The 23,723-nt window shown below is 47.4% G+C and carries 19 protein-coding genes; 15 read left to right on the forward strand and 4 right to left on the reverse strand.

All coding sequences use genetic code 11. The features are described 5' to 3' along the window. Window positions 1–255 precede the first annotated feature (255 nt). The 5 genes from ABD031_RS08590 (at window position 256) to ABD031_RS08610 (ending at window position 6,815) form a co-directional block, all read left to right on the forward strand. Complete coding sequence (locus tag ABD031_RS08590) at window positions 256–1,281, forward strand: ligase-associated DNA damage response exonuclease (protein ID WP_343850360.1); 1,026 nt, start codon at window positions 256–258, stop codon at window positions 1,279–1,281. Beyond that, the gene (locus tag ABD031_RS08595; protein ID WP_343850362.1) at window positions 1,278–2,876 is read left to right on the forward strand and encodes an ATP-dependent DNA ligase; all 1,599 of its coding nucleotides are present in this window, start codon (window positions 1,278–1,280) and stop codon (window positions 2,874–2,876) included. The genes ABD031_RS08590 and ABD031_RS08595 overlap by 4 nt, the downstream gene beginning before the upstream one ends. Before the next feature lie 70 nt (window positions 2,877–2,946). Then, window positions 2,947–5,742: a hypothetical protein gene (locus ABD031_RS08600; RefSeq protein ID WP_343850363.1), complete on the forward strand. Its 2,796-nt coding sequence runs from the start codon at window positions 2,947–2,949 to the stop codon at window positions 5,740–5,742. Window positions 5,743–5,906: 164 nt separating this feature from the next. After that, window positions 5,907–6,392 (forward strand): helix-hairpin-helix domain-containing protein, encoded by a 486-nt coding sequence (locus ABD031_RS08605; RefSeq protein WP_343850365.1) that lies wholly within the window; start codon window positions 5,907–5,909, stop codon window positions 6,390–6,392. Next, window positions 6,393–6,815 (forward strand): hypothetical protein, encoded by a 423-nt coding sequence (locus tag ABD031_RS08610; protein ID WP_343850367.1) that lies wholly within the window; start codon window positions 6,393–6,395, stop codon window positions 6,813–6,815. It begins immediately after the preceding gene. Window positions 6,816–6,924: 109 nt separating this feature from the next. Here ABD031_RS08610 and ABD031_RS08615 read toward each other — a convergent pair whose 3' ends face one another. Beyond that, window positions 6,925–8,271, reverse strand: coding sequence for a hypothetical protein (locus tag ABD031_RS08615; RefSeq protein WP_343850369.1), 1,347 nt, complete (start codon window positions 8,269–8,271; stop codon window positions 6,925–6,927). A 131-nt stretch (window positions 8,272–8,402) separates the two neighbouring features. Between ABD031_RS08615 and ABD031_RS08620 the strand changes: the two genes are divergently transcribed. Beyond that, complete coding sequence (locus ABD031_RS08620) at window positions 8,403–8,975, forward strand: Pycsar system effector family protein (protein ID WP_343850371.1); 573 nt, start codon at window positions 8,403–8,405, stop codon at window positions 8,973–8,975. Window positions 8,976–9,063: 88 nt separating this feature from the next. Here ABD031_RS08620 and ABD031_RS08625 read toward each other — a convergent pair whose 3' ends face one another. Together ABD031_RS08625 and ABD031_RS08630 are read right to left on the reverse strand one after the other, a co-directional pair. Next, entirely contained in the window at window positions 9,064–9,759 is a 696-nt protein-coding gene (locus ABD031_RS08625; protein WP_343850373.1) for an SIMPL domain-containing protein, read from the reverse strand. A gap of 203 nt (window positions 9,760–9,962) precedes the next feature. Beyond that, complete coding sequence (locus ABD031_RS08630; RefSeq protein WP_343850375.1) at window positions 9,963–12,134, reverse strand: B12-binding domain-containing radical SAM protein; 2,172 nt, start codon at window positions 12,132–12,134, stop codon at window positions 9,963–9,965. A 333-nt stretch (window positions 12,135–12,467) separates the two neighbouring features. Between ABD031_RS08630 and ABD031_RS08635 the strand changes: the two genes are divergently transcribed. The 6 genes from ABD031_RS08635 to ABD031_RS08660 all read left to right on the forward strand — a co-directional run bounded on the left by ABD031_RS08635 (window position 12,468) and on the right by ABD031_RS08660 (window position 17,289). Further along, window positions 12,468–12,935: a YehS family protein gene (locus ABD031_RS08635; RefSeq protein WP_343850377.1), complete on the forward strand. Its 468-nt coding sequence runs from the start codon at window positions 12,468–12,470 to the stop codon at window positions 12,933–12,935. Between the two features lie 243 nt (window positions 12,936–13,178). After that, entirely contained in the window at window positions 13,179–14,066 is an 888-nt protein-coding gene (locus ABD031_RS08640; RefSeq protein WP_343850379.1) for a dienelactone hydrolase family protein, read from the forward strand. A gap of 155 nt (window positions 14,067–14,221) precedes the next feature. Beyond that, a complete protein-coding gene (locus ABD031_RS08645) occupies window positions 14,222–14,851 on the forward strand; it encodes a hypothetical protein (protein ID WP_343850381.1) in 630 nt (209 codons plus the stop codon). Window positions 14,852–14,883: 32 nt separating this feature from the next. After that, window positions 14,884–16,173 carry an MgtC/SapB family protein gene (locus ABD031_RS08650; protein WP_343850383.1) on the forward strand — a complete coding sequence of 430 codons (1,290 nt, stop codon included), beginning with the start codon at window positions 14,884–14,886 and terminating at the stop codon, window positions 16,171–16,173. Window positions 16,174–16,188: 15 nt separating this feature from the next. Continuing rightward, the gene (locus ABD031_RS08655; protein WP_343850385.1) at window positions 16,189–16,620 is read left to right on the forward strand and encodes a cupin domain-containing protein; all 432 of its coding nucleotides are present in this window, start codon (window positions 16,189–16,191) and stop codon (window positions 16,618–16,620) included. A 195-nt stretch (window positions 16,621–16,815) separates the two neighbouring features. Next, window positions 16,816–17,289: an acyl-CoA thioesterase gene (locus ABD031_RS08660; protein WP_343850387.1), complete on the forward strand. Its 474-nt coding sequence runs from the start codon at window positions 16,816–16,818 to the stop codon at window positions 17,287–17,289. A 61-nt stretch (window positions 17,290–17,350) separates the two neighbouring features. On the opposite strand, the gene ABD031_RS08665 is transcribed toward ABD031_RS08660, so the two are convergent. Further along, the gene (locus ABD031_RS08665) at window positions 17,351–19,402 is read right to left on the reverse strand and encodes a family 20 glycosylhydrolase (protein ID WP_343850390.1); all 2,052 of its coding nucleotides are present in this window, start codon (window positions 19,400–19,402) and stop codon (window positions 17,351–17,353) included. A gap of 312 nt (window positions 19,403–19,714) precedes the next feature. Here ABD031_RS08665 and ABD031_RS08670 point away from each other — a divergent pair, with 312 nt between their 5' ends. The 3 genes from ABD031_RS08670 (at window position 19,715) to ABD031_RS08680 (ending at window position 23,700) form a co-directional block, all read left to right on the forward strand. Then, complete coding sequence (locus tag ABD031_RS08670) at window positions 19,715–20,926, forward strand: hypothetical protein (protein ID WP_343850392.1); 1,212 nt, start codon at window positions 19,715–19,717, stop codon at window positions 20,924–20,926. Between the two features lie 220 nt (window positions 20,927–21,146). Continuing rightward, window positions 21,147–22,478 carry a GntP family permease gene (locus ABD031_RS08675; RefSeq protein ID WP_343850394.1) on the forward strand — a complete coding sequence of 444 codons (1,332 nt, stop codon included), beginning with the start codon at window positions 21,147–21,149 and terminating at the stop codon, window positions 22,476–22,478. A gap of 58 nt (window positions 22,479–22,536) precedes the next feature. Beyond that, the gene (locus ABD031_RS08680) at window positions 22,537–23,700 is read left to right on the forward strand and encodes an ATP-binding protein (protein ID WP_343850396.1); all 1,164 of its coding nucleotides are present in this window, start codon (window positions 22,537–22,539) and stop codon (window positions 23,698–23,700) included. The last annotated feature ends 23 nt before the right edge of the window (window positions 23,701–23,723 follow it).

Below are 23,723 nucleotides of genomic sequence, written 5' to 3' on the forward strand. Positions count from 1 at the left end.
CACCATACAAACCAAGAAGCGTCGCTTCCGACATAAAATCAATGGCTTTCGAATTTGCACGTGCGATGACCATCCACTTTCTGTTCGTTTTATGTCAAAATCTTGTTTGAAGAGACCCCAATCTTCCGGAGAAATAGGCATCGCTTCCAGACTTTTTGCCGGTAGAATTGTTACTGATCGGAAAAGGCAATGCTCCCGACACTTGTCTCTGGAATAATCCTTGTATTCAGTCCTCGGAAACTCAATCAGCTGTCAATGAACTCCTCCGATCTATTAGTATTCGATTCCAAGGGAATCTACTGTCCGAGGGCTAAGGTATATCTTGATCCATGGAAGCCGGTAGACCGGGCCATCATCACGCACGGGCATGCTGATCACGCTAGATTTGGACACAGGAACTACCTGACCCATCACAGTAACATCCCGATCATCCGCCATCGACTTGGAGCAATTAATACTCAGGGAATTGGCTGGAATGAGCCCATTCAGATCAACGGGGTCACTTTTAGCCTTCATCCGGCGGGGCATATCATTGGCTCCTCTCAGGTGCGTGTGGAGTACAAAGGTGAAGTATGGGTGTTCACAGGGGACTATAAGAGCGAAGACGACGGAGTAGCCACACCGTATGAGTCAATCCGATGCAATACGATGATTACGGAATGCACCTTTGGCCTGCCTGCCTTTAAGTGGAAGCCCCAAGCTACGGTCTTCGGGGAAATCAATGCCTGGTGGCAAAGCAATCAACAGGACGGCAAAACCTCCGTCCTCTTTGGCTATACACTGGGTAAAGCCCAGCGGATTCTGAAGTATCTCGACACATCGATTGGGGAGATATATACCCATGGTGCAGTGGAAAATATGACGGAGGTACTCCGCCCGCAATTGGAAATGCCCCCAACCAAGCTGATCACTCCAAACACTTCTGCAAAGGAAATTCGGGGAAACATCGTCGTCGCCCCTCCCAGTGCCCACGGCTCTCCCTGGATGAGAAAATTCGTCCCTTTCGAAACAGGCACCTGCAGCGGCTGGATGGCTTTTCGTGGTGCGAGATCACGTCGGGCTACGGACAAGGGATTCGTACTCTCCGATCATTGCGATTGGCAGGGATTGTTGCAAAGTATCAAAGCGAGCGACGCCAGCCGGGTCATCTGCACACATGGCTATACCGATATTTTCAGCAGATATCTGCGAGAACTCGGCTATGACGCAAGCATAGAAAACACGGATTACGAGGGCGAAAAAGAGGAAATCGCGACACCTGAACCCATCCCATCCGCATGAAATCTTTCGCAGAACTGATCGAAAAGCTGGATGCTACCAATAAGACAAACCAGAAAGTCGCTGCCTTGGCTGGGTACTTTGCGCAAGCATCCGAACTGGACAAGCTATGGACCATCGCAATCCTATCTCACAGACGACCTCCAAGGCCAGTGAACACGACGTTACTCCGAACTTATGCCGCCGAACTTGCGGAGATTCCGCTTTGGCTGTTTGAGGAAAGCTATCATATCGTGGGAGACCTCGCGGAGTCAATTGCCCTTGTCGTGCCAAACGATGAACACACCAGCGACAAGTCTCTCAGCAAAATTCTCCAAGAGCTGGTACAATTGAAATCCAAAACCGATCCCGAAAAAAAAGAATATGTACAGGACATGTGGATGCAGCTGGACTACTATTCTCGATTTGTATTTACCAAACTTCTGACGGGATCCTTCCGGATCGGGATCAGTCAGAAGCTGATGACCAAGGCACTTTCCCAAGTTACATCAGTTCCCGACGACGAATTGGCTTACCGGCTGATGGGCAACTGGAGTCCCGGGGACACGACGTTTGATGAGTTGGTCTTTGGAAGAAACGAACAGGCATACGTCTCCAAACCCTACCCCTTTTATCTCGCCTACGCACTCGAAAATGAAGTACATGAACTGGGTGACGTCTCAGACTGGGCAGTAGAACACAAATGGGACGGGATACGCGGGCAGGTGATTGTCAGGAAAAAAGAAATCTTCATTTGGTCTAGAGGTGAGGAATTGGTCACAGAAAAGTATCCTGAAATCGCTCAATTGGCCAATGTCCTCCCCGAAGGAACGGTTTTAGACGGGGAGATTTTAGCCTTTGTGGAAAACCAAGTCGGCCTGTTCAACGACCTACAAACCCGAATCGGCAGAAAAAATGTCAGCAAAGCCGTGCTTGCAAAAGTACCCGTGATCTTCAAAGCGTATGACCTCTTGGAGTTTGCCGGAAAAGACATTCGAAACCTAAGCTATCAGGATCGAAGGGAATTGTTGGAGGCTTTGGTTAACGACACGAGTCATCCGGTCTTGCAGCTTTCAGAACAAAAAAACTTCACCTCGTGGGAAGAAGTCGTAGCTGAACGGGAACTAGCTAGAGAAAAACGCAGCGAAGGACTAATGCTCAAAAAGAAATCTGCTCCCTATCAAGTGGGTCGAAAAAAGGGAGACTGGTGGAAGTGGAAGATCGATCCGCTGACCATCGACGCAGTACTGACGTACGCGATGCGAGGTCATGGCAGACGAACAAATCTTTTTACCGACTACACGTTTGGGCTCTGGCAGCGGAATGAAAAAGGAGAGAATGAGTTGGTGACTTTTGCCAAGGCTTACTCGGGACTTACAGACAAGGAGTTTGCCCAAGTAGACAACATCATCAAGCGGACGACATTAGAGCGGTTTGGCCCGGTCCGTAGCGTAGAACCAACTCTTGTGTTTGAGCTGGCTTTTGAAGGAATTGCTTTTTCCAACCGTCACAAAAGCGGCGTGGCTGTCCGTTTTCCCAGGATTCTGCGTTGGCGCAAAGACAAGAAAATAGGCGATGCAAATACGCTGGATGATCTGAAGGCATTGATTCCTACTTAAACAATAACCTTTTACATCTTAGGTCTGACTAGTTAGACAAAAATAAAATCGGTTTCTTGTATCTTTCCCTATGGACCAGCCGATGCCACTTGAGAGTTTATTGGAACAAACTCGTCAGGTAGATTTTTCCCTGCCTGAGCATGAACCTTTGCTCGTTCAGACGATTAATTATCTCGGCAAATATGGCGTACTATGCCGTCAGGACAGGCTTCAACTCCAGCTCGCTTTTCTGGAGCTGACCGGAATCTATCTGAAAAACTACCTCAACTTTCCCAATGAAGCTGAAGTGATGGCCCTGAGAAAGGATATTCAGCAGGGTTATCAAAACCTATATGCGCCAAACTCCATGGGCTTGCGCTGTCATCAGTTTTTGGAGGATGTCTCTCAGCGAATCCACCAACAAGAATACCTAGCGGCTTTGAAGACCATCACGGATTCATTCCAAGACTTGGCCAAATGGGAATACACCTCTAATCCAGTCAACGATGCCCTATTTGAAACCCTGATTCTTCAACTGCAAAGCTTGCAGATGCTGGTCCAATTCACGGAAACCTATCCGGAGGACCACGTCGGTAAAAATGCAGCCGAACAACTGCTGGCAAACCGATTCATACAATTTCAGGAAAACGGCTTTGTCCACGCGGACTGGCTAAAAACAGCGGAAGAGTTGAGCAAATTAAAACCGTCTTTTTCTGAGCCGGAGTATGCTTATTATTTCAATGTGTTAGTTGCATTAGTCTTGTACTTTGACCCGGATTATACCCCGGCACTCGAACAAATGAGTGAAGAACACGCCACTTCCATCCAAGTCTATCTAGCCTCAATTCAGCCTGAAGAGCTAAGCCCCGTCCAGCTAGACGGGAATTTAGACATTCCCGAAATCATCGGCCGCTACAAGGATCGACTGGTGAAAGATGGTTTTTCAGAGCATGCCATCTATGAGTCGATCTCCTTAATTAAAAAAAAGCTGGAAGATGAATCCTTGGATTTTGATGGTTACCTCCAATTTGTTCAAGACCTAGTGGAAAGCTCGCGCAGTTATGCGACCCCGGAGATAAACGAATCTCTAGATGAAATGGTCAAGGGGCTTTTTGACATGAAGGATTATTTCGAGAATCTTCCGGAATCAGTGACTGCCGAGGACGTAAAAAAGGAAATGGAAACCGGCATTTCCGAAATGAACCTTCAGCTGGAAGCGGGGCATTCTATAAATGTCGTTCTCACCCGCTTTTTCAACAAGTTTAATTTGGTCGCACTCAGAATCGCAGGCTTATCCGAAATGGAGATGCCTGTTATTGCTGACCTGTTCAAACTATTTCTCCCTGCAGTATTGAGGCTTGTTGAAAAAAATATTCCGGAAGAGATGCGACCTTTCTATCCTCAGCTCCAACAGTTTTACGCTCAGATTACCGTCGTCATGGAGCAGCTAGCCGGTCCGGAATGGCAACAGGAAATTGCCATGCAAAGTTTGGATGAAAGTAATCAGCGATTCATTGGTTCTGTGAATCTTCTGCCTATTGCTCCCGAATTTGAAAATAACCGGATGATCAAACAATTTGTAGCGCTCTTTCCGCAACTGGCTACACGCATGATGGCCCTCGATGAAAACCTGAAGGGAGAAGATAAAAAAGAATTCGAGCGTATTCAGGCGGCTCGAGAGGACACCATGAACTTGCTCAGATCGGCTTACACGCTTAAGCAACTGATACAGCACCAACAGTTCGGCTTGCGCCAGATTGCTTATGATATCGGGCAGTTTGAACAGAGAAAGCTGCTTTATTTCTCGCCGAGTTCTTTTCCGACTTACGATGTCATCCTGCATGTAAACCAAGTTTTCTTCAGCGGAACGCATGGTGCCAAGAACGTTCTGGAAAGATCCTGTTCCGAATGTGGTTTACAGTTGGCTACGCAAAAATCGAATACCACCAGCTTGGATGACCGATGGATTCAACTGCGGGAATCCGGCTTGGCGATCTTTGATTTCAGCGACTACGATCCTCAAAAGTCCGATCCGAAGGGATGGGCAAAGGGGAATATTGAAGTGGAAAACAACGTGTTGGAAGCAGCGTCCCAAACTGCCGTTGCGGCATTCGAATGCGGCTGGGCGTTGGCGCTAGGCAAGCCCATAGTCATCCTGTTGAAAGCCGGACAGATTGCCCCCTTCGATATTGACATCCATCCCTGCTACCTCTATGGTAATGAGGACGATGTACCTAGACTCATTGAAGCCATTCAAATCGCTACCTATGGAAAGCCTAGACTTTCGAAGGAAAACATTCTACACCAGTCGTCCGCCTATCTAAAGCGGATTTCTTCGGTTCAGCCTACCGAAAAAACCAAAGCCCTCCTGCAGGCTATCGATGCAAATGAGGACGATGCCACGCTGCTCGAGCTGGTTGGTAAATCCTTGTTTAACCTCAATCCGGGGGAAAAACATATGATTTTTTCTCCTCCCTTTGCCGGGTCATATCCTACCCAAACAGGGAAAAAACAACTATTTCATGTAACTGCTTTCCGAACTTGGAGCAAAGCCACCGAGGCAGTCATCAAAGCGGTTTGTGGTGGATTGAACATAGAATACCGGGTGGGCTATGATAACCTAGATCCGGAAATAATGGGGGCCATCTGGAAGGACCTCACCGCCTCACACTTCATCATCGCCGATATCACCCTACTCAACCCCAATGCCTGCTTGGAGCTCGCTATCGCCATGGCGCTTGGCAAACCTACGTTGATCATCCACCAGCATGACTTCATCCAAAATTTTTTCCTACCGCTGCTAAAAATACGAACGCACACCTACGACGCGGTCAATTCATCAGCAGACTTTCAAATGTTGCTGAAATCCTTCCTGAATGATCGATAAACCTATTCCAATTGTAATAGCCACCAAGTGTTAGGTCTTGCTCTCAAGTCATTTTCCTTTTAGGCCAGCAGATCCATTGACCTATTCGACGCTCAAGTCCAGTGAAACTGCCCCTCGGTCAATGGAAATTCCTTGCTAGTAATTTTTTTCACTAGCTTTTCAAGGTGAAAACAACCAAAATCCCTACGTTGAACCTCTATCCCTCCGAACGCCAGGCGCTGCGAAATGCCAAGATCAAGATCTCAGAAATTTCGGACTATGCGCTGGACGAATTGGAAATGATCCTGGATGCAACCTCAGAGCGGGTGAAAACAATCCGAGCTTTGGCAGAATTTCAAACGATTCCTTCTGTGGGGATTAAGTTTGCCGAGGATTTGATTTTTCTGGGATTTTATTCCTTGGACGAGCTCAAAAGCGAAGATGGTGCGAAACTCCTGGAGGCTTTTGAGCGAAAAAAAGGATACGCGACCGATCCCTGTGTCGAGGATCAGTTTCGGTTAGTTGTGGCTTTTGCAAAGAACCCACGCCAAGATCTCAACTGGTGGGACTTTACCCAAGAGCGGAAAAAATACAGATTGGAAAACGGGTATCCGCCCGACCGGCCTCAAACAGTTTGGCACCAAGTCATCCCGATCCAGTCGCGGAAATAGATGAAAGTTTATATTAATGAAGAGGAAGTAGACGCTAATCTGATGAGCGTCAACACCGGCCTCAATTTCGGCAGGTTTGACTACGAAGGGCTAGTCGTTAGCTATTATAAAATTGTGCTACCAACGACGGCGTTTATCGAGGCAATCGAGCAAGAGTATACCGACATAAGAGATGAAATAAAGCTGGACGATGAGGAGCAAAAGGAAACCTCTGAATTTACAGCCATACAGTACGGGCCAATCTCAAAACTGATAGAAAATGCGCAAGCGTTAAGAGATGTAACGGTCACTTATCTCGATAAACCACTTTTCTGCAAATTGTTTGAACAATCGGATGAAGGAACTTTTGTCATTAACAGTACAGATTTGGTGGAAGTTGTAGCCGATAGAATTGAGATATCAGGAAGATGCCATATTAGGTAACGTAACATCTTATGGCCTGCCTTTCGCCCGAGTCAGCTGCTGGTTTTGAAACATGGAATTTCACGAAGATGCTGGATGTAACAATTATACTTCAGCCCACCTCACCTCGTCACCGATTAGACTCACTGATCCAGTGAAACTGCCGCTCGGTAAGGGGAAAGTGCCTTTTCAATTTTTTCAAAACCAGATGAAGGGAGTCACCTCCTTTTTCGCCGCTCAAAATCATTCGATCCTCCGATGGAAAATCCATTGCAAAAGTTGCAGCAGGCAGGCTGTCCCAATTCATGACTCTCCATTCCACCTGCTTGCCCAAGCTATCCGGCAGATAATTGAAATACGCCCTGCCGTACCGCATGCGCAGACTGGAATCATTGGCAGCGAGGCTTCCGGCACCGTTGTAATCAAAGATCACATCCCGCCAACGGAGCGAGTCTACTAAGCTTTCGGGAATAGTATCGCCATTTTTCACAAAAAGCTCCACATGATAGATTCCAGGTTGAATCGGCTCCAAAACTTTGGAAACATCCGTGTGGTATTGGACGAAATAGTTGTAGTAATTATAAGTGGTATAGCAGAAGCTGGAAAGAAAAAATGCCACTTTGAGCACAAACCGGCCGGTTTTCTGCCAGCGTTCCACCATTTTCTTTTCATAAAGAGTTGCCGGCAAAACGGACTTATTCAGGATAAAAAAGGCAAAAAGCCGCTCCCGCTCCTGCCACACCAAAAACATACTCGCGATCAGGAGATGGATCGAGTAGATTTTCACCGGAATATCGAAGCTGAGGTTCAGCATAACCACATTGGCAAAGACGCCGACGGCCATCAGGGCTCCAAGCAGCGCTGTCCGTCTCCAAATCAGCAGCAGTGCAACCATCACCTCGGCGACCCCGGAAAAAATCTGATACGGTTCACTGTATCCGATAAACATCCACGAGAGGCGCATCGGCAAGTAATCACCGAGTGGCGTCGCCAACTGGCTGAGATTGGGAAAGTACATTTGCATCGCAAAGACTTTCAGAATCCCATACGAGAATGCAATCCCGGCAAGACTATAGCGCAGGATCAGGCACAGCCAATAGTGAAGTGTCAGGTAGTTTCGCTTTTTCCACTCCAGAACAGACCAAATCAATGCTCCAACCCCAGCTATAGTAAGAAAAGTCGCTACCTGAGCCCAGGCAAAACTGGTATCTCCACTCCCTCCACCCATCTGATTGAGTTGCGGACGAATCTGAAACAGGTGGTCGTTGAGAAAAAAAGTCAGCGCATCAAAAGGAAGGATGGCGAGCTGAGGAATCCAATACAATCCCGGCACCGCATTGAAATAAATGAGCGGATTGAAATAGATCAGGAAATAAATGAACGCGAAACGGAATGAAATCAGACCAAACTTGGACACTGCGAGGGAGTCTTGGTGCATGGCGTCGGGAGATGGATGGGGCAAAGACCTGAAAATCATAAAGTTTTTCAAGAAATCCCATCTGAAAGTCAATTTTGATTTCCGGAAAATAGGCGGCTAAATGTTTTCCGGGACATCTTTGAGGACAACGATTTAAATTATTCCTTAAATTCAAGGGAAATACCCTACCCATGGAACCTCCGATTACGCAGCATAAAAAGGAAAAAGACAAAACCCAGCGCGAAAAACAAACCTACTTTCGTGTCGCGTTTAAAAACAACTGCAATCTGCTTCAAATTGCCGACAACAAGGCCAACATCATCATCACCATCAACTCGCTGGTGATTTCATCTACGATTGCAGTTTTGGGATATGGCACCGTGTCGCATCGGTTGGAGATCGATTCCATCCTGACCATCGGCCCAGTGCTTCTTTTTTTGGGTGTAATCCTAGCTTCTACGATGTTGGCTGTACAGGCCGCCAAGCCATCTATCATTGGCAAGGAAGGTAGCGAGGGCGCCAAGCCAAAATCCAGTCTGCTGTTTTTTGGTGAAAGTGCAAAATATACGATGGAGAACTACCTGACCGAAACTCATCAAATCCTGGGCGACAAAGCCTCCATCATGGATCATATGGCCATTTCTCTTTACTATCAGGGCAAAGTCCTGAACCGAAAATACAAACTGATCCGAAGAGCCTACGAGGTATTTCTACTTGGACTTTCCGTCGGAATTTTGATTTTCATAGGTTTTTTGGTCTATTAATTCTGACTTGAAGCACAAAAAAACCGTGAGCAGCGACGCTCACGGCAAGAACTCAAACAGCTAGTCCCGATCAAGTCAGGCTTCCTTCTTAATACGTATATTTCACATACACCCTCTTAGTCAGGGACTGCTCATCAGGCTGCACCAGCATTTCTTCCGAATCTGCCATCGCCATCTTTGCGTTTGACCGGTACATGGGTTGAGGACTATAGTTCTGCTCCAAAGTCACATTAAATACCCGAAGTCCTTTCAAATTGAGGGTCGACCCGATCAGATTTGCTCTGGCTTCCGCGTCCTGCAAGGCTTCAGTCAGCAAGGTGTTTTCCAGAGATTTTCTAGTCGCATCGGACACCCCAAAAATCAGGTTATAACTCATGTCGCCAGCGCTTTGGATGGCTTCTACGATCTTATGCAGATCTTCATTAGATGCAGAAGTCACGATCCGAAGGCTTTGCCGAGCCACATACCCGCTGTCGCGTTGAGACCCTGACCGATAGATGCGATTGACGTCCACCGCGTAGTTGTCAGCGACCAATTTAAAATCTTTGATTTTGCCCTTTTTCAAGGCATTGGACAGGTTGTCGGTTTTCTTGTTCAAGACATCAACCGCATCATTGACTTTCATCGCCTTTTCCTCAAGTGAGATGGAGAAAATCGCTTCATCAGGAGCTGTCTTTCGCTCCGCATAGCCCTCGACTTCGATCAGGGGAATTTGTTGTACTTGCTGCGCAACCAGAGGCGAGACCATCGCCGCCGCAAAGAATAACATCAGAATTCGTTTCATGTTGATTTCAGTTTAGTTTCGAATACTAGTTTGACAAAAGACGCACCAGAAATGGAGGCGCTACAAAACACAGGTCTTTCCGTTAGGGAATTTAGAAAAATTAAGACAGATGAAAAGTCGATAGTTGGGATGTCTGGTATTGGTGAACGTACCCTCAGCAGGTTGAAAATCGGGAATATTGCTTCGTCCTTAAATCCCAAATCTTAAAACACCAGCAGCCCGTGTTCCCGCAAGATCTCCCAAACTTCGGATTCAAGCATTTCATCAAACTCTCCCAAATCGGCCTCATAGCTTTCGCGGATTGGTTTGAGTGTATTGAGCGCCTGATCGTAGCTGACTTTGGCCAGCAACCAACAGACCCACTCTCCCAGCTCAATCGGAAGTTCGAGGGCAAAATCTTCCTTTTTCCCGGAGAAAACCAAGTCACAAAGTCCCGGATCCGCTTCAATAAGCTCGGGTTGTGCCCCAATCCAAACGATGCGGTTTTGATCCCTATAGCTTTGCGCTGACTCACTTTGGATCTGTCTTTCAATATATTTCTTGGGAATGGAAGTAGGCGGAATTTTGGTGTCAAACCAATCTTTCAGCGGAATATCAAACCCCACTCCATGCATGTAATTGAAAAGCGATTTCCGGAGCCCTTCTGAAAAACGCCCGTGATCCAGGCCCACCGGGTCATCAAACTCCAACTCATTGTTGGCAAAAGTCCCCACGGAAAGTTCAGTTCGTTGCACTCCAAAAGCCTTCGGATCCAGCCCAACCGGGCTGTGTGCAGTCATTGCAAAACGATGCCAAAATCCGGACTGCAGTACGCCTGACTCAAACAACTGCCGTACCATCTCCATTGAATCAACGGTCTCCTGCGCAGTCTGAGTCGGATAGCCGTACATCAGATAGGCATGCACCATGATGCCCGATTGGGTAAAGTGATTGGTTACCTGAGCGACCTGAGCCACCGTCACGCCCTTCTTGATCAGCGCCAAAAGCCGGTCGGAGGCTACCTCCAGTCCGCCCGAAACCGCAATACATCCGGACGCCCGAAGCAGGCGACACAAGTCTGCCGTGAAGCTGCTTTCGAAACGGATGTTCGTCCACCAAACGACAACCAAACCGCGTCTGATAATCTCGATGGCAAGATCGCGCATCAAGGCTGGCGGCGCAGCTTCATCTACAAAGTGAAATCCATTCGTGCCCGTCTGCGTCATAATCTCCTCAATCCGGTCACAAAGCATCGCCGCTTGGATCGGTTCGTATCGCCCGATGTAGTCGAGTGAAATGTCGCAAAACGTGCATTTGCCCCAGTAGCATCCATGGGCCAAGGTCAGCTTGTTCCAGCGCCCATCGCTCCAAAGTCGATGCATAGGATTGGCCACTTCGATGACAGAGAGGTAATCCCGCAGCTTGAGATCGCTGTAGTCAGGTGTCCCCACTTCCCGCTGTGGGAAGTCTTTCACCGCAGTATTGTTGAAAAATTCCACCTGCCCGTTGATCCGCACAAAGGTTCTTTTCAACTCGGATACGGGGATTTTCCCATCCAAATACTCCAACAGCAGCTGAACCGGAGCTTCCCCATCGTCCAGCGTAATGAAGTCCACATAGTCAAAAACCCGCGAATCTTTAAGTGAACGGAGCTCCGTATTGGGGTAGCCACCACCCATCCAGACTTTGATATGGGGATGTTTTTCTTTCAAATATTGCCCGCACTTGAGCGCTCCGTAGAGGTTGCCTGGAAAGGGAACCGAAAAGGCCACAGACTCTGGTTGGTAGGTCTGGACTTTTTCGTCCAAGAGCTCCAGCAGGATCGAGTCGATCAAACTCAGCGGCTGATTCAGCGCTTCATTCATCTCGTCAAAAGTCAAAGCCGACATGCCCAATCTTTCCGCGTAGCGGCTAAATCCAAAATGCGGATCGACCGCCTCGGTGATCAAATCGCCGATATCCTCCAGGTAAAGGGTCGCCAAATACCGGGCTTTGTCCCGTACTCCAAGTGATCCAAAAGCCCATTCCATGTCATCCAACTGCTCAAATCGTCCGGCCTCGGGGAGAAAATCCCCTTCGGAAATATGGTAAGCGAGAGTTGGGTTTTTGTCCTGAAGGAAGTCAATCACCGTGCCGATCGTCTGCAGGTAAGCGGCTTTCATCCGCAGAATCCGAGCGGAATTATCCGAAAGTTCATCCGTTTTTTGCGCGGCGATTTCAAAAACCTTCGTCAGCCCTTTCTTGGAGAAAAGAGCTAAAATCACCTCGATTCCCAAATCCGCCTGATTGGATTTCACGCTCAGGGTATTCAGGAAACCTTTCAGATACGCCGTTGCCGGATAAGGCGTGTTGAGTTGCGTAAACGGCGGGGTGATGAAAAGTACTTTTGTTGACAAGGGATCGGGATTTGGACTGGGCAAAGTTCGTATTTATTCACTGCGGAGACGCAGTGACATCAGAGATAATTTAAACAAAGACTTTTGCAACTGGATTGGAAGTCTTCCCGATCCCTACCATAGGTTTGACGGAAGACCTTAGTTGATAAGCGCGCTATTCAAGCGTGTCTGCCAATTACTTATATGAAAGCTAATATACCTATTGACTAAAAAAGATGTGGCATCAAATGGCTCGTTTGCTGGGAACTGACTCTGCCCAGTCTTAGACTCCTCGATGAATAATTCTCCCCGTTTTTTGCGCCTCTGCCATGAAATTAAAACATATTTGTACTTATGAGCAACAACGACACCCTTCGCACCCTGCGCTATTCTTTTGATTTCAATGACTTCGTCATGATGGATATTTTCAGCAAAGGCGGCCTCAAAGTCAGCAGAGAAGAAGTCAGCAACTGGCTCAAGCGAGATGAAGACGAGGGGTTTAAAGCAATCTACGACAAGGATTTGGCAGCGTTTCTGAATGGCCTGATCATCTTGAAGCGGGGTCCAAAAGAGGAAGGCACTCCGGCCGCCGAAAAATCATTGGACAATAATGCGATCCTGAGAAAACTGAAAATTGCCCTCAATATGAAGGACGACGACATGTTGGAAGTATTTGGCCTTAGAGGTTTTAGATTGAGCAAACACGAACTCAGTGCTTTCTTCCGCAAGCCCACCCAATCCCAATACCGACAATGCAAGGATCAGATTTTACGAAATTTCCTCCAGGGTTTGCAGATGAAGTTGAGGCCTGCGGCTGAATAAATCTGCTCCCTTCGGCGGATTTTGGATGCTTGGCGAGTTCGCTGGACAGATTTCGATAACTATCGAAATGCAATCCGTCCCAATGTCTCCGGAATTTCCGATTCCAGCACTTCAATTTTTTTTTCGGAAATCTGATTTCAATTTACTCCGTGAATTTCTCGATCATTCCAGCCGCTCCACCCAATTTTTCAAATCTTCCAAAACTTTTGGATAACTTATCGGAACTAACCAAACCATAAACCCATGGAAAAACTCCGAAAAGAAGACATCCCCCAGGAAGCTTTTGACCTCTATGATTACTATTGCCACAACAAGCTCGACCGCAGGACTTTTGTGGAAAAACTGTCCGTGTATGCCGTCGGTGGCATCACCGTGACTGCGCTCATGAGCTCCATGATGCCGGACTACGTCAACACACGCACCATCGAGCCAACGGATGCACGGCTGCAAAGCTCTGACTATGTCATGTATGACTCTCCCAAGGGCGGCGGAGAGATCAAGGGCTTGCTTTCCAAGCCTGCTGGAGGCGGAAAATCCCCGGGCATCGTCGTAGTGCATGAAAACCGAGGGTTGAATCCCTACATCGAGGACGTCGGAAGAAGATGTGCCGCAGCGGGTTTTATCTCCATCGCACCGGATGCACTGACTCCACTCGGAGGCTATCCCGGCAATGACGACGAAGGCCGAACGATGCAAGCGAAACTCGACCGCAACGACATGTTGGAGGACTTCATAGCCGCCTACGAATTTCTTAAAAAACATCCAGACTGTGATGGCAATGTCGGCGTGGTTGGTTTTTGCTTTGGCGGCTGGATATCCAACATGATGGCCGTGAGAATTCCTGACTTAGGAGCGGCGGTTCCGTATTACGGCGGGCAGCCTCCGGTCGAGGATGTGCCAAAGATCAACGCACCACTTTTAGTCATCTATGGAGAACTCGACGAGCGAGTAAACGCAGGCTGGCCAGCGTACGAAGAAGCGCTCAAAGCCAACAACAAAAAATACGAGATGATCAACTATCCGGGAGTAAATCACGGCTTTCACAACAATACCACTCCTAGGTATGACGAAGCCGCCGCCACCAAAGCCTGGGACAAGACAATCGCTTTTTTCAAAGCCAATCTTACCTGAAAAAAAGGGGGCTCCGGCCTCTTTTTTTGTTTATCTCAGCCACAGACAACCCCTTTGCCAACAACGGCCCAGACCACTTATCACACACAAACTCTCCCTTTTCTTCCAGTCTCTTTATTCCGAATAAATGATGCTTTTTTTAATCCGACATTAAAATGAAACAGATTATCCCTTTCCTCACTTTTCAAGAAGCTATTGATTCATTTGATAATGGAGGTAGAGTTTACAACTTGTTGAGCCACGCCAAAGACGGCATTGTGTCACCTGCCGAGATGGGAAAAGTAGCGGGAGTGACTCACGATCCTCAGGCGATGATTCTCTATTTTGTTCTCTCGATTTCACATTTGAGCAATCGGGACAAAGAACGAATTCTTGTCCATCTGGACACCGATTTATTTGTATTGTATGAAAAATACCAGCCAGTACACATGAGCCTGGACCAGTGTGCTCTGCAGGGCAAAGCTGGGATAAGCACCATGATAGTCGGCACGCCGAAAAAAATCAGTTCTACAAGCGAATTTGTAGGATCTATCATGGTTCCGGTGATCGTAGATACGGTGACAAGTTTCACCATGGTACCGATCGTGACCTCCTACGATGTATATGAACTGAGTTCAAAAGAAACGGACAAGATAGTTATTATCGCGCATCACAAGGAAAAATCCCCGCTTCCTGAGAAAAAGCTTCGGATCGGTGGAATGCTAACTTCACTGAGTCAATCAACCGGAATTGAACAGCCTAACGACTTGTTTCTCGAAGTTCAATACTACCTAGAGGAAGAATAGCGAAGTTCCCAGTCCCTTTTCATTTCAAAAAATTGGAAACACTACTAATCGATCAAGAGTCATTATCGCTAACGCAGGGTGATTTTATCATCCGATTGCTGGTCGCGATCGGCATCGGCGGTGTGATCGGTCTTGAGCGCCAATACAGTGCAATGAACGAGGACTCAAAAAGCTATGCCGGGATCCGCACTTTTGTCTTTTTGGTCCTTCTGGGTTTTATCGCCGCTTTATTCAATTTCCTCTTTTCCCCTTGGGTTTACTTTGCTTTTTTTCTCGGCGTATCGTTTTTGATCGCAGTTTCTTATTGGTTTACCGCCGCCCGTGGAGACCACGGCGCCACTACAGAATTCAGCTCTCTTCTAGCTTTTGTTTTGGGCTCCATGACCTTTATCGGAATGATCGAAATCAGCCTGATGATCACGGTGCTGATGCTCTTGGTTCTCTCTTCCAAATTCCGGATCAAGACTATCGTGGGAAAGATTACCGCCGAAGAGATGTACGATTTCATCCGCTTCGTTGTCATCGCGCTATTGATCTTTCCCTTCCTTCCCGACGAAACTTTTGGCCCTTACGACGTCCTTAATCCCAAAGAAATCGGCTGGGTCATTATCCTGACCTCTGGCCTTGGGCTGGTAGGATACATTCTTACCAAATTTCTTGGGCCAAAAAAAGGAATTCTGCTTGGCGGGATCGTCGGTGGACTAGTGTCAAGCACCGCGGTGACTTGGATCTATGCCAAAAAGAGCAAAGAAAATGAAGCACTCTCCGCAAGCTGCGCCACGGCCATCCTCGCCGCATCTTCCATCATGTTTGTACGGGTACTGATTTGGACTTCTATCTTTAGTCAAGATCTCTTTAAAAAACTGCTGCCTGCCATCGCCCTAGTCTTCGCAAGTGCAATTGGCATCACGCTTTTTATCTTTTTCAAAAGACAAAATAAGAAAAGCGGAGAGACGGAAATGCCGCTCAAAAAGCCACTGGATCTTAAAGGCGCTATGATTTTCGGAGTGATTTACAGTTTAATCTTGCTTTTGGTAAGCTACGCCAATGAAAACCTGGGAAGCAGCGGTACGATTGTTTCGAGCGCGGTTGCCGGTTTTTCCGACATCGATGCGATTACTATCTCCATGTCTAAGCTTGCCGGAGGCACCTTGGATCTTGGGATTGCGGCCATTGCTGTGTTGGTCGCCTCCATCTCCAATACGCTGGTGAAGATGGGAATCGGGATCTACGCAGGAAGTTCGGCATTACGAAGAAATCTCCTCATTGGCTATGGCACCATGTTTTTCGTGGCCTTGGCCACCCTTATCTTCCTCATCTAACTCTCCTACAAATCGATGACTCTTCGCTTCCTGCCCGCCCTTTTGAGTTCTATATTTTTGCTTTTCTCCTGCGGAAAAGAGAAGCCGACTTCCGGAAACCCCTCATCTGAGCTCATCGCCGAGTCCTATCTCTCCTGGAACGGAGATTCACTGCCAACCTACCCCGACGGAAAACCCAAAATCTCCATCGTCAAAGTGACCATCCCACCCCACTCCGAACTATCCAAACATCACCACCCGGTGATCAATGCCGGAGTCCTACTCAAAGGCGCGCTGACCGTCGTTGACATCCACGGAAATGTCCTGGAAATGAAGGCTGGCGATCCGATCATCGAAGTGGTCAACACGATCCACTATGGCGTGAACAACGGAGACGAACCTGCCGAAATTTTGGTTTTTTATGCAGGTGCTGAGGGGATGGAAATTGTCGTTAAAGAGCCGATTTAGAATATGAATAGTTGGGTGTGTAAGTTGTAAGTGGTCGCCGGGACGAACCCCCTCTATTTCCGGATTCCATTTTGGATACGGATTTTCACAACAGGGAGCAGTGGCATTGTAATCGAACTAATTCAGAAAACAAGAGCAGGCGGATTCATAGAATAAAAACTCTTATTTTCGACCAATCCACTAAACCTAAAAGCCATGGCTTCAAATAAAACCACCTTTCAATTTATCAGCGAACCTTCCGACGTTAACTTCGGTGGCAAAGTCCATGGAGGATCCGTGATGAAATGGATCGATCAAGCTGCCTACACCTGCGCCCGCACCTGGGCAGAGACCTATTGTGTGACAGTGTACGTGGGCGGCATCCGATTCTACAAGCCCATCGCCATCGGAGATTTGATCAAGATCGATTGTCAGGTGATCCTTACCGGCAGTTCCAGCATCCATATTATGGTCGAGGTCTATTCAAGGGCTTTTTCGCAGAAAAAATTCGAGAAAAAGACACACTGCATCATCATCTTCGTTGCCGTTGACGAAAATGGCGACCCGAAAAAAGTAAAGCCTTGGGTTGCCAAAACCGAGCAGGAAAAGAAGCTGGAGGAATATGCCGAAAAACTCAAAAGACTTCGCGGCGAAATCCACGAGGAAATGCGACCGTTTTTTAACGAGTGAAAAACCAACCCCCTAACCCTCCAAGGGTTTCAAACCCTTGGAGGGTTGAATTTATTAGCACCTACTTTTTCAGCTCCTGATCCACCTTCTCCAAAAATAAGCCCTCCACATAAAATTGCCAATCGGAGAAGTTTAGAGCCTGATTGGCCAAATGAACGTGGTGATCCTGATCCAGGATATAGTCCGCAGGTTTGTTAAGCTGACGGGTTTGGCCATAGACTTCTTCCAACTGACCTTGGATGGCGCTCCACTCTTCTTTCATCCCAGCCAGTTTTGCCTCGGCTTGACTTCTCTTCTCACCGCTGGGTTCGTCGAGTTCGGCCAATGTGATGATCGCCCGATTGGAAAATTGTGCTGCCTGAGCGACCTGCTCGTATACTTCCAGCGCATAGGTGTTGCGCACAGCTAGCTTTTTGGATTTCTGAATGAGTGCCAAGACCGAATCGACCCTGGCCAAATTGGCTTCAGCGGCAGCGATCTTATCTTGATATTTTTGAGTCCAAGCACCCGCCGAATCAGCATTCGGAAAGGGAATCACTGCTTGATCAATCGGGTCTTCAAGGTTTCTCAAGCGGTTTCTGTCTCTCTTTTTGTCCAAAAGCGAATTTTTCCAAAAAGCAACTGGGGCCTCCAGGTCATTGATGAATTCCATTTCAGCACCCGCCAAGGCAGAGCCGAACGCCCGCTGTCGATAAGCTGCATGCAGTTCCTCGGTGTTCCGCTTTTCCCCGGCCCAGGTAAATTCTGCAAAGATCGCAATGCCTCTGCCATACAACTCAAAATGGGGCGAGTCATCATCCCAAAGCGTCAAGAGCAGGCCATCTGCCTTGTTTCGGATCGAGATCAAGGCAAAATCACGAATGTTGTTGGTGTTGCTCTGATCCTGTGGTAAGAGATTCCAGCGGGTTTGCCCGGCAGTCGCTCCCATCACTTTCAGCCCATTGTCGGAAAACCACTTCATCGCGCGAATGTTGCCAGGGGACTCTGGCATATTGTAGTTCCAGCGCATGTACACGCAGTTTTTCGGAAACATCCCCACGTATTCATTCAGCTTAGACTCATTGGCTGTCCAGATGCTGTCCACTTGGACTTCGGTCAACTTTCTATTATACATCGACCCATAGACGCCGGCATTTTGCAGGGGCATATCGTCCCAAAAGATCGGCGTCAGGCCTTTTTGAGCAGCGTAATCACTCACCCGATTGAGCCACGTCAGCTGCAATTCCAGAGGAGACTTGGCACTGCCGCGTCCTGTTGTATGAACCTCGTCCCCACCCACATGGAGGTAGTTGGCATACGGAAAGGCTTTCAGCGCATCCTCGTACAGGTCAAACTGGACTTTGTAGGTTTCCTCATTGAGTGGATTGAACGCCCAATCGCTCTCCGGATCGTCTCGAAGCGGCTTGTATTCGTCATGCTTCAGGATAAAAGACGCATGGCCCAAGCCCTGCACCAGCGGGCTGATGCGGATATTCCGCGCCATGGCATAGTCGCTGATGGCTTTCCAATCCGCAATCGAAAACGCATCCGAAGAAGCGACTTTCGGCTGAAGTTCGTAGCCAAGTTTATCCTCGATCTCGACGATTACTGCGTTGATCTTTTGCGCAGCAAAGCGATCCATCAGCTCGTAGTAGTACTCCTTCGTCTCCAAGTGGTGCTTTACGTCCAAGTGAACCGCTCGGTAAGCCAAGGCCGGAGCGTCCGTGATTTTACAGATCGGAAGCGGTGCGTTTTGATCTTTTGCATCCTCCAAGAGTTGTCCCAAAGTCATCACCCCATACCAGAGGCCCGCTCTTGTACTGGCTTTGATTTCGAGTTTTTCGGAGAAAATCTCCAACTCATAGCCCTCGTCCGCAAGTGAAAACGCCGGGTCAAGGATCAAAGTGAAGTTGTCCTTTCCCAATTCCATCGGATCTTTGCCGGAAGTAAAAAGGTCTTTGGCTTGAGTAAATGAGTTTTTGACCTCGGAAATATCCAAGTCAGATTCGCCTTTGATCTCGAAAGTAGTTGGACTGGGCAAAACCAGAAACTCAGCATCAGAGGTCGGCTTGGTTTCGCAAGACCAAAGCGTGATTAATAGAGCTAAAACAGCGGAAAGTTGAAAGAAGCGCATGGGTCGGATTTATCGTTTCCAAAAAATAGGCAAATCCAGTGAATCGCGATTGAGAAATTTTGCTCTTCAGTATCCAAGATATTTTTCGGGCACAATCCTAAACCCCTATCTACGGTTTCAAAATCCTATGATATGTCCTTCGAATTGCAAATTTCGAGGGGCAGAAAGGATTGGGTCGAGTCGCCGGTAAACGGCTGAAATCAGTGGAAAATCCGACTTTTATCAAAGGATAAAATTTCGCACGAAAATTGCGTAAAGGAGACGCATTACCAATCCACCCAAATACCCCGACTCTCTTTCTCATCTTCAGCTATGAAATTCACGGCGTCTCCCTTTCTCCTGATCGCAGGTCTGACCTTTTCACTCACCGCATTCGGTCAGGTGTCAGACACGACCTCCATCTCCGAACAAATAAAAACCGAGCGGGACAATCAATTGAAAGACCTCAATGAGAAGCTGAAAAAAAATGAGGAAGAGGTCAATCGACTTACAGAGAAACTAGCTGATGCCGACAACAGGAATTCTACGGACAAAGAGAAAATCAATGACCTGGAAAAGCTCCAAATAGCCCTGGACAGCCGACTTAAGTTTCTGGAAGAAGGTCCAAAAACAAAAATCAATCTCAACGGACAGTTGGCACTGACTGAATTACTCAGCATACAGCGGGACATTCAACCGCTGGATCTGTTCGTTTCTTCGCAGACTTTCTACACCCAACTCGGAAACATCGGTAAAATCCAAAACTACAACACCTTTACTTCGTGGAAAAAGGATTACGATGCCTGGTACAACAAGCAGGGAAAAGACGACCAGATGATGGAAGTAATCAACAGTTCCCTGAATCTGATCAGTGCCGTAGGTAGCGGCGTGCCCCTCTATGGCACGATGGTGGCCACGGCATCCTCTGGAATTACCGCCTTGGTCACAGCCATCGGTAAAAGGGAAAAGGAACTGAGCGAAAAAACTCCCGGCATGCTCAAACTGCTGAACGTCACAAGTCAGTTTGAAAATCAAAAAGCAATCATCGACAATGAGTGGGCTCAGATCAACAAGGAGCTTGAACAACTTCAAAAAGAAAATGCCACGCTGCTGGAAGATCAGATGAACTACTACGGAATCAGCATGACGGACTACCGAAAAAAGTATCTCAACGCCACGCTGGATATTGACCGAGAAACGTTCAAGAATGACTGTCGGAAAGCCATTTCGGAAAAAATAACGCTGCAAGAAAGCTCCCAAAACACCAAAGGAAAATGGCTGGGTCAGGTAGAGACGTACATGTATAAAGTCCAGTCTCTCCGCCTTCGATTTGGCCAACTCACCGCCAGAATGCTGGTCAACATGGATCAATACGAGAGCTTGATCACAGTCTATTCGGACAGTACACGGTTCCCTGCGGAATTTACCACACAAATCAACGGTTTGAACAATTCCTTGAAGACGCTGAAAAACAAGTTTTACGCCTCCTACAATCCCGCCAAATACATCGAAGATTCTGCGGTCATGTATATAGAAAGGCAATAAGGAGAGGCATTTTGCACGTTAGTATCCACTAGTTTGATCAGGAGCAATGCTGAATCCCATCTCCCTGTCTGATCCGCTGGATTAAAAATCCTTCTATATGTCTACTGAATTGCAAATTCCGAAGAGCGGGCTTTGATATTTCCCTTTTTTACCTAATTTTTAGATTCTGTGGTCTTGAAAATTTTTCTGATCAAAACTCTTTAAACCCAACAAACCCAAAATGCTGACTCTTCTAATAATCTTGGTCGCCTTGGCCATGATCCTGATTGCCATTGTCAAGTTTGATATCCACCCCTTTTTAGCACTTTTTGTCGGAGCCATCCTCTACGGCCTAATGATGGGAATGCCGACTGAGATCATCATCAAATCCATCTCAGATGGATTTGGCGGAGTGATTGGCAGTGTGGGATTGCTGATTCTCTTGGGAGTGATCATGGGAACTTTTCTGGAAAAAACAGGTGGAGCGATCGTGATTGCCGACCGGATTTTGAAGTGGATCGGCGAAAAATCCGTCAATCTATCTATGATGCTTAGCGGTTGGGTGCTCTCTATTCCGGTCTTTGGCGACAGCACGATCATCATGATGAACCCGATTGCCAAGTCACTGTCTAAAAAAAGTAACATCTCCTACGCCGCAACCATCGTGGCGCTTTCACTCGGTGCCATGGCCAGTCATGCGTTGGTTCCTCCTACTCCCGGTCCGATCGCGACTGCCGGGATTTTGGGAGCCGACCTCGGTCAGGTGATCCTTTGGGGGGTGATCGTGTCTCTGATCGCATTGATTCCACTCTACATTTTCGTCAACAAGTTCGTGACCAGAATCCCGCTGGAAGCCAAGATGGGGATCGATGAAAACAAGCTGGAAAAGAAACAACTTCCATCCTTCTTCTCAGCACTCACTCCGGTACTTGTACCTTTGTTTTTAATCATCTTGGCGTCGATCGCAAACTATCCCACCAGACCTCTGGGCGAGGGTCAATTTTTCAAGATCATCCAGTTCCTCGGAACACCGGTGATCGCCTTGCTTATTGGTGCATTCCTATCTTTTGCCCTACCCAAAAAGTTTGAAGTAAAACTCCTCTCTGCCTCTGGCTGGATCGGCGAATCGATCCTGCTGGCCGCTCCGGTGATCTTCATCACCGGAGCCGGGGCTGTCTTTGGCAAGATGCTCCAAAACTCCGGCGTAGGCGACCTGGTCACTTCCAGCATGAGCGATGCAAACTGGGGAATATTTTTGCCCTTCCTGATCGCCTTTGCGCTCAAGACCGCCCAAGGCTCCACGACCGTCGCCATGATCACGACCGCGTCCATCATCGCTCCCATACTCGGGCCGCTCGGACTGGACTCCGAGACCATGAAGGTGTTCACCTGTCTGGCCATCGGTGCTGGTTCATTGGCCGTCTCCCATGCGAATGACAGCGGGTTCTGGGTGGTCACCCAACTCTCCGGCATGTCGATCAAGCAGGGAAATATGTCCCATAGTCTCGGGACGGTGATAGCCAGCATCACCGCAATCCTGTCGATCTATGTCCTGACTTTGTTGGTGGGATAGTCTTGAATTAAAAAGTTAGACTTGCAAATTAGAAGTTGAACTTCTAATTTGCAAGTCTATGCTTGACAGGAAATTAGGATCCAAAATTAGGGAATCGGCAGAAAAACTGCCGATTATCGTAGTCACCGGCCCGCGACAAAGTGGCAAGTCCACGTTAATCCGGGCACTTTTCCCGGACCATATTTATCAAAACCTAGAAGATCCTGAATTGAGGCAATTCGCCAATTCTGACCCAAAGGGCTTTCTGGGGAGCAACGATTCAAAAATGATTTTGGATGAAGTACAAAACGTACCACAATTGCTTTCTTACATCCAAGTAATCACTGACCAAGCAAAAATCCCTGGACAATTTATCCTTTCTGGTTCCCAAAATCTCCTGTTGATGGAGGGCGTTTCACAAAGTCTTGCCGGGAGGATCACTTTGTTCAATTTGCTACCTTTTTCGTTAGAGGAGATCCATGATACACCGTATCGCCTGGCTTCTTTTGAAGAATATATTCTAAAAGGATTCTATCCACGCATATATGACATGGACCTTGATCCAACTAAGTGGCTGCAAGACTATCTCAAAACCTATGTCGAAAGAGATGTCAGGCAACTTTTGAACATTGGAAACCTCCATACTTTTCGGCAATTTTTGGAAATCTGTGCAGGTAGAATTGGGCAGTTGGTCAACTTCACCGAAATCGGTAACCAGATCGGAGTATCCTACCAAACAGTAAACAATTGGATCAGCATCTTGGAAACTAGCTTTGTTTGCTATACGCTACGACCCTATCACAAAAACTTCAATAAACGGATAGTCAAAAGCCCGAAACTGTATTTCTATGACACTGGGCTGGCATGCGCTTTACTTAACCTTAGGTCTGTGCAAGATCTAAACCGTCATTTCGCCAAAGGTGCATTGTTTGAAAACTTCATCATCAATGAGGTGCTGAAAAACCAATTGAATCGCGAGCTATCTCCAAAAAATTTTTTTTGGAACGCTGCTGGTTCTAGAGAAATAGACCTTATTATGGACGTAGGAGGAAAATTGATTGCAGCGGAAATCAAATCAAGCAGGACTCTCAATTCGCATTTCTTCGACAGCCTTACCTATTTCCAAACTGTTTCTGGCACACCTCCAGAGGATTCTTTTTTGATCTACGGAGGTGATGAAAACCAGAAAAGGAGCGCAGCCAATGTCATCAACTGGCAAACATTGTCGTCGCTTCCTTATTAGGCTAATAAATTAGACTAGGAAAT

The organism is Algoriphagus jejuensis (assembly GCF_039523455.1).
GTDB classification, from domain to species: Bacteria; Bacteroidota; Bacteroidia; order Cytophagales; family Cyclobacteriaceae; genus Algoriphagus; species Algoriphagus jejuensis.